This window comes from Lysobacter enzymogenes (assembly GCF_900106525.1).
In the GTDB taxonomy this organism is placed as follows: domain Bacteria; phylum Pseudomonadota; class Gammaproteobacteria; order Xanthomonadales; family Xanthomonadaceae; genus Lysobacter; species Lysobacter enzymogenes.
Window position 1 is genome coordinate 597,955 of record NZ_FNOG01000001.1, and the last position, 12,117, is coordinate 610,071.

The 12,117-nt window shown below is 70.3% G+C and carries 12 protein-coding genes; 7 read left to right on the forward strand and 5 right to left on the reverse strand.

Annotated elements, in window-relative coordinates:
- Positions 1-19: 19 nt before the first annotated feature.
- The 4 genes from gspD (at position 20) to BLU84_RS02615 (ending at position 4,529) form a co-directional block, all read left to right on the forward strand.
- Positions 20-2,269 carry a type II secretion system secretin GspD gene (gspD, locus tag BLU84_RS02605; protein ID WP_074862521.1) on the forward strand — a complete coding sequence of 750 codons (2,250 nt, stop codon included), beginning with the start codon at positions 20-22 and terminating at the stop codon, positions 2,267-2,269.
- Between the two features lie 385 nt (positions 2,270-2,654).
- Positions 2,655-2,816 carry a hypothetical protein gene (locus BLU84_RS27445; RefSeq protein ID WP_211664500.1) on the forward strand — a complete coding sequence of 54 codons (162 nt, stop codon included), beginning with the start codon at positions 2,655-2,657 and terminating at the stop codon, positions 2,814-2,816.
- Positions 2,813-3,652 carry a glycosyltransferase gene (locus tag BLU84_RS02610; protein ID WP_074862525.1) on the forward strand — a complete coding sequence of 280 codons (840 nt, stop codon included), beginning with the start codon at positions 2,813-2,815 and terminating at the stop codon, positions 3,650-3,652. The genes BLU84_RS27445 and BLU84_RS02610 overlap by 4 nt, the downstream gene beginning before the upstream one ends.
- A gap of 28 nt (positions 3,653-3,680) precedes the next feature.
- Positions 3,681-4,529, forward strand: coding sequence for a glycosyltransferase family 2 protein (locus tag BLU84_RS02615; protein WP_074862528.1), 849 nt, complete (start codon positions 3,681-3,683; stop codon positions 4,527-4,529).
- A 156-nt stretch (positions 4,530-4,685) separates the two neighbouring features.
- On the opposite strand, the gene BLU84_RS02620 is transcribed toward BLU84_RS02615, so the two are convergent.
- Positions 4,686-5,453, reverse strand: a complete 768-nt coding sequence (locus tag BLU84_RS02620) for an MBL fold metallo-hydrolase (protein ID WP_233431045.1) — start codon at positions 5,451-5,453, stop codon at positions 4,686-4,688.
- 357 nt (positions 5,454-5,810) lie between these two features.
- On the opposite strand from BLU84_RS02620, the gene BLU84_RS02625 reads away from it, so the two are divergent.
- Positions 5,811-6,704: a DUF1444 domain-containing protein gene (locus BLU84_RS02625; RefSeq protein ID WP_074862530.1), complete on the forward strand. Its 894-nt coding sequence runs from the start codon at positions 5,811-5,813 to the stop codon at positions 6,702-6,704.
- Between the two features lie 85 nt (positions 6,705-6,789).
- On the forward strand, positions 6,790-7,668 hold the full coding sequence (locus BLU84_RS02630) for a DUF1444 domain-containing protein (RefSeq protein ID WP_074862533.1): 879 nt from the start codon (positions 6,790-6,792) through the stop codon (positions 7,666-7,668).
- A gap of 41 nt (positions 7,669-7,709) precedes the next feature.
- Here the strand turns inward: BLU84_RS02630 and BLU84_RS02635 are convergent, their stop codons facing one another.
- The 3 genes from BLU84_RS02635 to map all read right to left on the reverse strand — a co-directional run bounded on the left by BLU84_RS02635 (position 7,710) and on the right by map (position 9,893).
- On the reverse strand, positions 7,710-7,964 hold the full coding sequence (locus BLU84_RS02635; RefSeq protein ID WP_074862536.1) for a hypothetical protein: 255 nt from the start codon (positions 7,962-7,964) through the stop codon (positions 7,710-7,712).
- 13 nt (positions 7,965-7,977) lie between these two features.
- Positions 7,978-8,790, reverse strand: coding sequence for an orotidine-5'-phosphate decarboxylase (pyrF, locus tag BLU84_RS02640; RefSeq protein WP_074862538.1), 813 nt, complete (start codon positions 8,788-8,790; stop codon positions 7,978-7,980).
- Positions 8,791-9,155: 365 nt separating this feature from the next.
- Entirely contained in the window at positions 9,156-9,893 is a 738-nt protein-coding gene (gene map / locus BLU84_RS02645; protein WP_074862540.1) for a type I methionyl aminopeptidase, read from the reverse strand.
- 102 nt (positions 9,894-9,995) lie between these two features.
- Here map and BLU84_RS28165 point away from each other — a divergent pair, with 102 nt between their 5' ends.
- Positions 9,996-10,226 carry a DUF6053 domain-containing protein gene (locus BLU84_RS28165; RefSeq protein ID WP_425479318.1) on the forward strand — a complete coding sequence of 77 codons (231 nt, stop codon included), beginning with the start codon at positions 9,996-9,998 and terminating at the stop codon, positions 10,224-10,226.
- Here the strand turns inward: BLU84_RS28165 and ettA are convergent.
- Positions 10,210-11,871 carry an energy-dependent translational throttle protein EttA gene (ettA, locus tag BLU84_RS02650; protein ID WP_074862543.1) on the reverse strand — a complete coding sequence of 554 codons (1,662 nt, stop codon included), beginning with the start codon at positions 11,869-11,871 and terminating at the stop codon, positions 10,210-10,212. The genes BLU84_RS28165 and ettA overlap by 17 nt on opposite strands.
- Positions 11,872-12,117: the final 246 nt, after the last annotated feature.

Below are 12,117 nucleotides of genomic sequence, written 5' to 3' on the forward strand. Positions count from 1 at the left end.
GGCACGCAGAGTGGAACGCATGAAGCAACGAACTCAGCAATTCGCCACCCACGCCCTGGCCGCGGCGATCATCGCCACCCAGTTGGCCTCGTGCGCCAGCGTGATTTCTCCGAAGCTCAAGCGCGACGGCGACCCGCGGGCGATGAAGGGCGCGAGCGAGGAGAAGGCCGGCGTGCGCATGGTGCACAACGGCGTCGAGCAAGAGCCGCTGCCGACCAAGACCGAGGAAGACGGGCCCACGGCGCAGATCCGCCGCGGCACCGGCCAGGTCATCAACCGCAGCGCCGCGTCCAAGCCGCCGCCGGGCCTGCCCGGCACCACCGGCACCGCCTCGTTCAACTTCGAGGGCGAGTCGCTGCACGCGGTGGTCAAGGCGATCCTCGGCGAGATGCTCGGGCAGAACTACGTGATCGCGCCCGGCGTGCAGGGCACGGTCACCTTGTCCACGCCCAAGCAGGTCAACGCCTCGGAGGCGATGAACCTGCTCGAGATGGTGCTGAGCTGGAACAACGCGCGGCTGATCTACAGCGGCGGCCGCTACAACATCGTGCCGGCCGACCAGGCCCTGCCCGGCAACGTCTCCGCGCGCACCGGCAGCGCCGAGACCGCGCGCGGCTTCGAAGTGCGCACGGTGCCGCTGAGGTACGTCTCGGCCACCGAGATGGAGAAGATCCTCAAGCCTTACGCGCGCCCCAACGCGATCGTCAACGTCGACAACGCGCGCAACGTCATCACCGTCGGCGGCACCCGCTCCGAGCTCGAGCACTACCTGCGCACGATCGAGGTGTTCGACGTCGACTGGCTGTCGGGCATGTCGGTGGGCGTGTTCCCGCTGCAGTCGGGCAAGGCCAGCAAGGTCGTGGCCGACCTGGAGAAAGTGTTCGGCGAACAGAGCAAGTCGCCGGTGTCGGGCATGTTCCGCTTCATGCCGATCGAGGGCGCCAACGCGGTGATGGTGATCACCCCGCAGGCCGAGTACCTGGACGACATCAAGGACTGGCTCGAACGCATCGACAGCGCCGGCGACGGCGTGCAGCTGTACACGCAGGAGCTCAAGTACATCAAGGCCAAGGATCTGGCCGACCGGCTGTCGGAAGTGTTCGGCGGCGGGCGCAGCGGCGGCGGTGGCGGCGAAGGCTCGCCCTCGCTGATGCCGGGGCTGGAATCGACCGAAGTGCGCGACAACGGCAGCGGCACGTCCACCGCCGATATAGGCAAGAGCAGCAGCGACAGCGGCCTGGGTTCGTCCGGCGGCGGCAGCGGCAGCGGCCTCGGCGGCGGCGCCTCGCTCGGCCAGCGCCAGGCCGGCAACGGCTCGGTGACGCTGGAAGTCGACGGCGCCAAGGTCGGCGTGGCCGCGGTCGAGGAGACCAACTCGATCCTGGTGCGCTCCACGCCGCAGGCGTGGAAGTCGATCCGCAACGTGATCGACAAGCTCGACGTGATGCCGATGCAGGTGCACATCGAGGCGCAGGTGGCCGAGGTCACCCTCACCAGCGGCATGAAGTACGGCGTGCAGTGGTTCCTGGAGCAGGCCGCGACCGACAACGGATTCCCCAATCTCAACCGAGCCACCAATCCGGCGGTGCCTTCCAAGTGGAGCACCATCGGCGCCAGCGTCGGCGGCAAGGGCGGCAACGGCCTGGTCTGGTCGCTGATCAAGAACGACGCCGCGGCGGTGATCAGCGCGCTCGACGAGGTCACCGACGTGCACATCCTGCAGACGCCGTCGGTGTTCGTGCGCAACAACGCCGAGGCCACGCTCAACGTCGGCACCCGCATCCCGATCGAGTCGGTGTCGGTGAACACCGGCATCGGCAACAACAACACCTACAGCCAGGTGCAGTACCTCGACACCGGCGTGATCCTCAAGGTGCGGCCGCGGGTGAGCCGCGACGGCATGGTGTTCCTCGACATCGTGCAGGAAGTCAGCTCGGCCGGCGCGCGCGTGGGCACCAGCAACAACGTCACCATCGACACCAAGAAGCTCAAGACCGAGGCGGCGGTGCAGAGCGGCGAGACGGTGCTGCTGGCGGGCCTGATCAACGACAAGACCGACCGCAACTCCAAGGGCCTGCCAGGACTGAGCCGGATTCCGATCCTGGGCGGCTTGTTCGGCAACCAGGGCACGTCGACCGAGCGGCGCGAAACCATCATCCTGCTGACCCCGACCCTGGTGCGCAATCCGCAGGAGTCGCGCGACCTGACCGACGAGTACAGCCGCCGCTTCCGCGCGATGGAACCGCTGAACCCGAAGAAAAAGAAGTAAGCCGCGCCGCCGCGAGGCGGCACGCACGACTGCACGGGGCCGGCTTGCCGGCCCCGTTCTTTTGCGCGATGCCGGCGGCTTCTTGGGCTTTTTGTAGGAGCGGCGCAAGCCGCGACCGCGCAACTCCACGCCGCGATGCGACTGCGATGCCGCGAGTAGCCGCGGCGTAAGCCGCGACCGCAGCTCGTGGCCGCGATAGGGCTGCGACGCCGACGCGAACGTCGCTATCGCGCGGCTTGCGCCGTCGCCGCATTGGCGCGGTCGCGGCTTGCGCCGCTCCTACGGGGAGAGGCCGGCGGCGGCGCGGCGGCCGCCGCTGACGCCGCCATCACCCGCTAGCGGCCGCGATCCCGCACACTATGGGCCGTCCCGCACCGACGCCCCGATGGCCGAACACCGCATGCCCCCGCCGACGCACCGCCGCGCCGCCGCTCCCGCGGCCCGCGCCGTCGGCGTCGCGGCGCACGGCGACGGCAGCCGCGGATCGGCCGGCGAACGCCGCGCCGACGATGTCAGCGGCGGCGCGTACGCGGAGCCGCGGCGATGAGCGACCTGCCGATCGTGGTCGTCCCGGTCGGCGTCGACGACGACGCCCTCGACGCTTGCCTGGCCGCACTCGACGCCTGCACCCCGCCCGGCGCGCGGGTGTGGCTGGCCGACGACGCCCAGTCCGGCCCGCGCGGCTACGCCATCGTCGAGCGCTGGTTGCAAAGCACCCGCCTGCGCGCCGACTACAGCCGGCGCCAGCGCTCGGTCGGCGAGGTCGTGCACCTGGACGAAATCCTCAAGGCCTGCGGCGACGCCGACGTCGCCGTGCTCGCCGCCGACGCGGTGCCGGCGCCGGGCTGGCTCAGCCGCCTGCAGGCCAGCTTCGCCGCCGACGGCGCGATCGCCTCGGCCACGCCGTGGTGCAACGCCGGCGAGGCCGCGTCGTGGCCGCGCATCGGCGAGATCGACCCGATTCCCGACGTCGGCGACGCCGAGCGGCTGGCGCGCGCCCTGGCGCAGATGCCGGCCGCGCACCCGGAACTGCCGGCCGCGATCGGCCACGCCGTGCTGCTGCGCGGCGCCGCGCGCCGCCGCGCCGGCGGCCTCGACGCGGAAAGCTACGGCTCGTGGTACGCCGCATTGACCGACCTGTCGCTGCGCCTGTCCGGGCTGGGCTGGCGCAACGTGCTGTGCGATACCGCGTTCGTCGCGCGCGCCGGCGAGGGCCGGCCGCACGACGGCGACATGGACGCGCTGGCCGCGCGCTGGCCCGACTGGCACGCGCGCCTGGCCCATTTCCTCATGCAGGATCCGCTGCGCGACCTGCGCCAACGACTCGCCGACCGCCTGACCCAGGTCGGCCCACCGGACATGCAACGTGATCTCTTCCTCTGACCCCGCCGCGCAGGCGGCTCCCAAGGGCATGTTCAAAGCCGTGGTGGTCAGCTACCGCAGCGCCGCGACCATCGACGAATGCCTGGAGCGCCTGCGCGCCTGCGACGGCGTCGGCGCGATCCGCGTGGTCGACAACCAGTCCGACGACGGCACCCTCGACATCGTCCAGCGCCAGGCCTCGCTCGACCCGCGCCTGCGCTTCATCGCCAACCCCGACAACCCCGGCTTCTCGGTCGGCTGCAACCAGGGCGCGGCCGATCTGGAGCCGGCGCCGGACGACGACGACTGGCTGGCCTTCGTCAATCCCGACTGCATGGTCGAACCCGACACGCTGCGGCGCCTGCACGCGCTCGGCGCGGCGCTCGGCGATTGCCTGCTCAGCGCCGACCTGGTCAACGAACAAGGCGAGCGCGACGTCGCGGTGCGCCGGCGCGACCCGGACTTCGGCGCGATGCTGGCCGGCATCTTGCGCCCGTGGGCGGCGCCGAAGATGGCGGTGGCGCCGATCGACAGTCAGCCTCTGCAGGAAGTGCAGGCCACCTCCGGCGCCTTGATGCTGATGCCGCGCGAACTGTTCGCGCGCATCGGCGGTTTCGACGAAGGCTATCGCCTGCACGCCGAAGACCTCGACCTGTGCCGGCGCGTGCGCGAAGCCGGCGGCGTGGTCGCGGTGGCCAACGGCATCCGCGTGGTCCACGTGCGCGGCGTGTCGAGCCGCTCGCGGCCGTTCTTCGTCGAATGGAACAAGCACCGCGGGCTGTGGCGCTATTTCCGCAAGTTCGAAGCGCCGCGGCGCGGCGCGCTGGTGCGCGCGGGGGTGTTCGCGGCGATCTGGCTGCGGTTTCCGATCGCGGCGTTGCGGGCGGCGTTGCGGTGAGTCGGTGGCAGGCGGTGGCGCGGCGATCTTGAGACTTCGCGGTCGCGGCTCGCGCCGCTCCTACATGGGCTTCCTGTAGGAGCGGCGCGAGCCGCGACCGCCATCTTTCCTCATGCCGCGCAAACCGCATCCAAGCGCGCCACCCAACCGCCGCGCTCAAACCTCCAGCAAATCCCGCCCGATCACCAACTCGCCCTTGAAATGCGGCGCCACCGCGGCGCGCCAGACCGCGTCGGTCAGCGCCGCATCGCCGCCGGGCACGAAGTGGTTGAGCACCAGCGTCTTCACTCCGGCCTCGCTCGCCACCCGCCCGACCTGCTCGGCGGTGGTGTGGCTGTCGAGCAGGTGCTGGCGCAGCCGCGCGGCTTGCGGCTCGCTCGCGATCAGCTTCTCCAGCGCCGGTAGATACATCACCTCGTGCACCAGCACATCGGCGCCGCGCGCCAGTTCGATCAGCGCCGCGCTCGGCCGGGTGTCGCCGGAAAACACCACCGAGCGGTCGGCGCTGTCGAAGCGGTAGGCGAACGCCGGCCGCAGCGGCGGATGCTCGACCACGGCCGCGCGCACCCGCACGCGCTCGTCGCGCATCACCTCGCCGCCGGCGCGCAGCTCGTGCGCGCGGATCAGCGTGGCCGGATCGGCGCGGCCCTCGTCGGCGATGCGGGTGCGGATGTCGACATCGTTCATGCGCAGGAACTGCCGGGTCATGCGCTTGAGCGGCGGCGGGCCCCAGGTGCCGACCGGCGAGCGCAGGTCGGCGGCCCAGGCGAGCAGCAGCAGATTGCCGTAGTCGGCGTTGTGGTCGGAATGGTGATGGGTGACGAACACGCCGCGCAGCGCGCCCAGGCGCAGACCTGCCAGCGCGAGTTGGCGCGCCACGCCGTTGCCGCAATCGACCACGTAGACCGCGTCGCCGACCACCACCGCGCTGGCCGGCGCGGCGCGCAGCGCCTTGGGCGTGGCCCGCCGGCGGTGCCGAGCAGGACGATGCGGGTGCGCGCGGCCGGGTCCGCGGCGGCGAAGCCGGGCAGGGCGGCCGCGCCGAGCGCGGCCAGCCCGGCGGCGAGCGCGCGGCGGCGGGAGGGCGAGGCGGGAGCGGTGGAGTCGGCGGAGTCGGCGTTCATACCGCCTAGCCTAGCCGGCGAAGGCCGCACCGGTGACGACCGCCAGCGTGATCGCCACCGCGCTCGCCGCGTGCGTTGCGGCGTGAGGCGCGCCCTCACGGCGGCGTTCGTATAGTCGGCCGGCGCGGGCAGGGGGCCCGGCCACGGAGGGACGGCGATGTCGTTGACCTTGTTGAACCGGCTGTTCGGCGGCCGCGGCTCCGAACCGGCGCAGGCCGCCTCGTTGCCGGCCGACCCGCTCGACCTGCACACCTTTGCCGAGCGCCACGCCCAGGCCTTGCGCGCGGCCTGGCCGCAGGCGCGGGTGCGGCTGAGCTTCGGCGCGCACCTGGCCGACACCCGCATCGATTGGTCGCTGGCCGACGGATTCGCCGACGCCCAGTTCGTCGGCGACGGCTACCGACGCTATCTCGCCGCGCCGGCGGCGCTGGAGCACGTGCTGGCCGAACAGGTCGCGGCCGCGCGCGAAGCGCGCCGCCGCTACGAGCGCGGCGCCGAAGCCGCGCGCGACGACGCGATCCTGCCGGTGCTCAAGACCCGCGCCTGGCACGAGCTGGCGTTGCAGCAGGCGCGCTCGATCGGCGGCGGCGCGCGCAGCGCGTTCGTAATCGAACCGCTGGCCGGCGACCTGGTGCTGACCTATGCCGAGGACCGGCCCGAGTCGATGGACTACCTGTCGCCGGCCGAAGCCGAACGCCGCGGCCTCGACCGCGAAGCCTTGCGCGCCTGCGCGCTGCGCAACCTGCGCCGGTTCCTGCCGGAGCTGGAAGTGCAGGGCGAAGACGGCTTGTACGCCGCGCGCCTGGACCGCAACTACGACGCCAGCATGGCGCTGTTGTTCGAGCACTGGCGCGAGCGCGCGCCGGTGCGCGGCGAGGCGGTGTTCGCGATCGCCGCGCGCGACGAGCTGTTGCTGTGCGGCAGCGACGACCGCCCGGCGTTGCGCGCGCTGCGCACGGTGGCGCAGGAGATCGCGCGCGATTCGGCCTACGGTTTGTCTGCGCAGTTGTTCGTGCAGCGCGACGGCGCCCTGCACGCGTTCGAAGGCTGAACCGGGCGGGCGCCGCGGCGCGGCGATGACGCGCTGCGATACGGCGGTATAGTCGGCCCACCGCAATGACCACAAGGAACCGGTCGTGTCTTTTCTGAGCAAGCTGTTCGGCCGCAAACCGGCCACGCCCTCCGCGGCAACTCCCGCCCTCCTCGACTTGCCGGCCTTCGCCCAGCGCTTCGCCGGCGAACTGCGCGACGCCTTTCCCGACGCGCACATCCGCATCGTCCCCGGCGCGCAGAACGAGGCGCGCATCGATGTGTCGCTGCCCGGCGAAATCCAGGCCGGGCTGCAACTGGGCAATGCTTACCAGCGTTATCTGAGCGAGCCGCAGGCGCTCGAGGCGGTGCTCGCCGACCAGATGGCCTCGGTGCGCGAGATGCAGCGCCGGTTGTCGGCCGAGGACGAAGACGACGAAGCGGGCGTGGTGCTGCCGGTCATCAAGACCCGCGACTGGCACGACACCGCGATGAATCAGCTGCGCGCCTCGCAGCCGGACATGGACGCCGCGCCGTTCGTGGTCGAGCCGCTGGCGGGCGATCTGATCGTCACCTACGTGCTCGACACGCCGGCTTCGATGAGTTTTCTTTCGCCGCACGAAGCCGAACAGCGCGAGTTGCGCGGCGACGCGTTGCGCGCGCACGCGCTGGAGAATCTGGCCCGCTCGCTGCCGCAGTTGGAGCTCAAGGGCGGCGGCGGCCGTTACGCCGCGCGGCTGGACCGCAACTACGACGCGGGCATGGCGCTGCTGTTCGAGCGTTGGCGCGATCGCATCGAGCTGCGCGGCGAGCCGGTGTTCGCCATCGCCGCGCGCGACGAGCTGATGGTGTGCGGCAGCGAGGACGGCGAGAGCGTGGCCGCGCTGCGCGAGATCGCGCAGGAGATCGCGCGCAGCTCGCCGTATGGCTTGTCGTCCGGCCTGTTCGTTTGGCGCGACGGCGGCCTGCGCGCGTTCGAAGGCTGAAGGCCGTACGCGCCGAAGCGGCCTGCGGGCCGCTGCGGCGGTTAAGCCGCCGCTTCGCTCAAGGCTTGTTCGAGCTCAGCCAATTCCTGCCGCGAGAACGCGTCCACGGCGTCGACCTGCGCGCCGTAGGCGAGATCGAACTTGACGTTGAAGCGGCGGCCGCCGCTGCGGCACAGGAACACATCCGCTTCGGGCATCATCCCGCGGTGCAGGAACTCGATCCGGCCGCGTCGGTGCAGCGCGGCTACCGCGGTCTCTAGTTGCGCGAGGTCCAATTCGTGCAGTTTCGCCGCCATCGGCGCCGCGGCCTCAGCGGTAGCGGTTGATGTCGTCGCGCAGCGCGCGCGCCGCGGCGGCCGCGGCTTCGGCGTAATCGTCGCCGCTGGAGGCGTACAGGATCGCGCGCGAGCTGTTGATCATCAGGCCGGTGCCGTCGGCGCTCTTGGCGTTGCTGACCACCGCCTGCGCATCGCCGCCCTGGGCGCCGACGCCGGGCACCAGCAGCGGCAGCTCGCCGACGATGGCGCGCACTTCGCGCAACTGTTCCGGCCAGGTCGCGCCGACCACCAGCGCGCAGTTGCCGTGGCCGTTCCATTCGTTCGCGACTTTCTCGGCCACGCGCTGATACAGCGGGCGGCCGCCGACATCGAGATCCTGCAGGTCGCCGGCGCCCGGATTGGAGGTGCGGCACAGCACCACCACGCCGCGCTCGGCGCGGTCGAGGAAGGGCTGGGCGGAGTCGCGGCCCATGTACGGGTTCACCGTCACCGCGTCGGCGCGGTAGCGGTCGAAGGCTTCGCTGACGTAGTGCTGGGCGGTGCTGCCGATGTCGCCGCGCTTGCTGTCCAGGATCACCGGCACCTCGGGATAGCGCGCGTGGATGTGGGCGATCAGCCGGGTCAGCGCGTCTTCGGCGCCCAGCGCGGCGAAGTGGGCGATCTGCGGCTTGAACGCGCAGGCGAACTCGGCGGTGGCGTCGACGATGTCGCGGTTGAAGGCGAACACGGCGTCGGCGTCGGCGGCGAACCTGGCCGGGAAGCGGGCCGGCTCGGGGTCCAGGCCCACGCAGACCAGGGTGTCGGCCTGTTGCCAGCGGCGGCGCAATGCCTGCATGAAGCTCATGGGGAATTCCTTCGTGGTGCGGTGATGAGGTTGGTAGGTGCTATCCCCACCCCGTCATTCCGGCGAAAGCCGGAATCCATTTTGATTTTGCTCTTGGTTTTTTGGCGCGCGGGAGAGCAAGAGCAAAATGGATTCCGGCTTTCGCCGGAATGACGGCGTGGAGGTTTGTAGCTTCGGAGTGCGGCGGCGGGGCTACGCAGCTTCGGTTGGATTCCGGCTTTCGCCGGAATGACGGCGTGGAGGTTTGTAGCTTCGGAGTGCAGCGGCTGGGCTGCGTAGCTTCGGTTGGATTCCGGCTTTCGCCGGAATGACGCCATGGAGGTTTTGCAATTTCGTAAGCGCTGCGGCGGAGCTTCGTGGCTTGGTTACGTCACCACGATCGGCTCGCCCGAGGTCACCACCACCGTATGCTCGAACTGCGCCGCGAAGCCGCGTCGGCAGATCATCGCCCAGCCGTCCGCGCCCTCGTCGGTGTGGGTGCAGTGGGTGGCCAGGAATGGTTCGATGGTGATCACCATGCCCTCGTGCAGGCGGCGGGTGTCGCGCGGGTCGTAATAGCCGGGAATGTTGCCGGGCGCCTCGTGCAGGGCGCGGCCGACGCCGTGGCTGCCGAGATTGCGGATCACCCGCAGGCCGTGGCGCGCGGCCACGCTTTCGACGGTGCGGCCGATGCTGTTGATGAGGTTGCCGGCGCGCAACTGGGCGATGGCGGCGTCGCGCGCCTGCAGCGTCGCGTCGAGCAGCTTGCGCTGGGTCGGGTTGGGCGCGCCGACCACGAAGCTGCCGCCGGTGTCGGCGAAATAGCCGTCGAGCTCGGCCGACACATCGATGTTGACCAGGTCGCCTTCGCGCAGCACGGTGCCGTCGGGAATGCCGTGGGCGGCGACCTCGTTGATGCTGATGCAGGTCGCGCCGGGGAAATCGTAGGTCAGCTGCGGCGCCGAGCGCGCGCCGGCTTCGCGCAGCATCGCCGCGCCGATCGCGTCGAGCTCGCGCGAGACCGCGCCGGGCACCGCCGCCTCGCGCATCGTGGTCAGGATCGAAGACACCAGGGCGCCGGCGCGGCGCAGGCCTTCGAGTTCGAATGCGTGCATCAGGGTCATGGCGAATCCTCGGGGGCGGACGGGGGCAGGGTAACGCCGCTGCCGGTGGATAGCGAAACTACGGTCTTGCGGGAGAAGCTGGCCTACCGCAGGGGTCCGCTTGTGGGAGGGACTTTAGTCCCGACGCTGTCGTCTCAGTTCGCGGCGACCTGGAACGAAAGCCTCGGGACTGAAGCCCCTCCCACAAGCAAACCGCGCCCACGAACATCCCGGTTGCGTACACGACGACGGGACCGTCGCCGGTCCCGTCGCATGCATCCTGCCGTGGCGGAACCGCGGTCCGGCTGCGCCCGCGCGAGGCGGGCGCAGCCTGGAATCACTTCAGCGCCTTGAAACGCAGACGATGCGGCTTGGCGCCTTCCTCGCCCAGACGGCGCCGCTTGTCTTCTTCGTACTCGCGGTAGTTGCCCTGGAAGAACTCCACGTGCGAGTCGCCTTCGAAGGCGAGGATGTGGGTGGCGATGCGGTCGAGGAACCAGCGGTCGTGCGAGATCACGAAGGTGTTGCCCGGGAACTCGAGCAGGGCGTCTTCCAGCGCGCGCAGGGTTTCCACGTCCAGGTCGTTGGACGGTTCGTCGAGCAGCAGCACGTTGCCGCCCTGCAGCAGGGTCTTGGCCAGGTGCAGGCGGCCGCGTTCGCCGCCGGACAGGCTGCCGACCATCTTCTGCTGGTCCTGGCCCTTGAAGTTGAAGCGGCCGATGTAGGCGCGCGACTGGATCTCGATGCCGTTGATGTTGAGGATGTCCAGGCCGCCGGAGACTTCGTGGAAGACGTTGTGGTTGCCTTCCAGCTTGTCGCGGCTCTGGTCCACGTAGGCCAGCTTGACGGTCGGGCCCATGTCGATCTCGCCCGAATCCGGGGTTTCCTGGCCGATGATCATCCGGAACAGGGTCGACTTGCCGGCGCCGTTGGGGCCGATGATGCCGACGATCGCGCCGGGCGGCACGACGAAGCTCAGGTTGTCGATCAGCAGGCGCTCGCCGAATTTCTTGGAGACGTTCTTGAACTCCATCACCTTGTTGCCCAGGCGCTCGCCCGGCGGGATGAAGATTTCGTTGGTCTCCTGGCGGCGCTGGTAATCCACCGCCTGCAGCTCTTCGATCCGGGCCAGACGCGCCTTGCCCTTGGAACGGCCGCCCTTGGCGTTCTGGCGGGCCCATTCGAGTTCTTTCTGGATCGCCTTCTGGCGGGCCTTTTCCTGATTGTCTTCCTGCTTCAGGCGCTCGTCCTTCTGCACCAGCCAATCGGTGTAGTTGCCCTTCCACGGAATGCCGCGGCCGCGGTCGAGTTCGAGGATCCACTCGGCGGCGTTGTCGAGGAAGTAGCGATCGTGGGTGACCGCGACCACGGTGCCGGTGTAGCGGGCCAGGAACTGTTCCAGCCATTCCACCGACTCGGCGTCGAGGTGGTTGGTCGGTTCGTCGAGCAGCAGCATGTCGGGCTTTTGCAGCAGCAGGCGGCACAGCGCGACGCGGCGCTTCTCGCCGCCGGACAGGTTGCCGACCTTGGCCTCCCACGGCGGCAGGCGCAGCGCGTCCGCGGCGACTTCGAGCTGGTTTTCCAGGGTGTGGGCGTCGCCGGCGGCGAGGATCGCCTCCAGGCGCTCTTGTTCCTTGGCCAGCGCGTCGAAGTCGGCGCCGTCCTCGGCGTAGGCGGCGTAGATCGCGTCGAGCGCGGCCTGGGCGTTGAGCACTTCGCCCACGCCTTCCTCGACCGCTTCGCGCACAGTCTTTTCCGGATCGATCTGCGGTTCCTGCGGCAGGTAGCCGACCTTGATGCCGCTGGCCGGGCGCGCCTCGCCGGTGAAGTCGGTATCGACGCCGGCCATGATCTTGAGCACGGTCGACTTGCCCGCGCCGTTCAGGCCGAGCAGGCCGATCTTGGCGCCGGGGAAGAACGACAGCGAGATGTCCTTGATGATCTGACGCTTCGGCGGCACGGTCTTGCTGACGCCGTTCATGGTGTAGATGTATTGCATGCGGACTCCGAAGCAGAGGCGCGCCTGGCCGGGCCCGGAAGGGGCCGCGGGGCAGGGCGGGGGGCGTTGCGAACAGCCGATTATCCCGCAGCCGGGGGGCGGGTTCCAGCGGACGGGTGGGCGCAGGAGGCGAATTCGGGGATGAATCCGGGCGAACGACCCCCGCAGCGCCGGGCGGGAGGGAGCCGCTGTTGTGGGAAGGCCTTCAGGCCCGAGGCCTTTCGCTCAGATCGCCGAGACCTGAGA

Excerpts from the sequence above, each read along its gene's own strand:
- gspD (WP_074862521.1), top strand. The coding sequence starts at position 20 with ATGAAGCAACGAACTCAGCAATTCGCCACCCACGCCCTGGCCGCGGCG.
- BLU84_RS27445 (WP_211664500.1), top strand. The coding sequence starts at position 2,655 with ATGGCCGAACACCGCATGCCCCCGCCGACGCACCGCCGCGCCGCCGCT.
- BLU84_RS02610 (WP_074862525.1), top strand. The coding sequence starts at position 2,813 with ATGAGCGACCTGCCGATCGTGGTCGTCCCGGTCGGCGTCGACGACGAC.
- BLU84_RS02615 (WP_074862528.1), top strand. The coding sequence starts at position 3,681 with ATGTTCAAAGCCGTGGTGGTCAGCTACCGCAGCGCCGCGACCATCGAC.
- BLU84_RS02625 (WP_074862530.1), top strand. The coding sequence starts at position 5,811 with ATGTCGTTGACCTTGTTGAACCGGCTGTTCGGCGGCCGCGGCTCCGAA.
- BLU84_RS02635 (WP_074862536.1), bottom strand. The coding sequence starts at position 7,964 with ATGGCGGCGAAACTGCACGAATTGGACCTCGCGCAACTAGAGACCGCG.
- pyrF (WP_074862538.1), bottom strand. The coding sequence starts at position 8,790 with ATGAGCTTCATGCAGGCATTGCGCCGCCGCTGGCAACAGGCCGACACC.
- map (WP_074862540.1), bottom strand. The coding sequence starts at position 9,893 with ATGACCCTGATGCACGCATTCGAACTCGAAGGCCTGCGCCGCGCCGGC.
- ettA (WP_074862543.1), bottom strand. The coding sequence starts at position 11,871 with ATGCAATACATCTACACCATGAACGGCGTCAGCAAGACCGTGCCGCCG.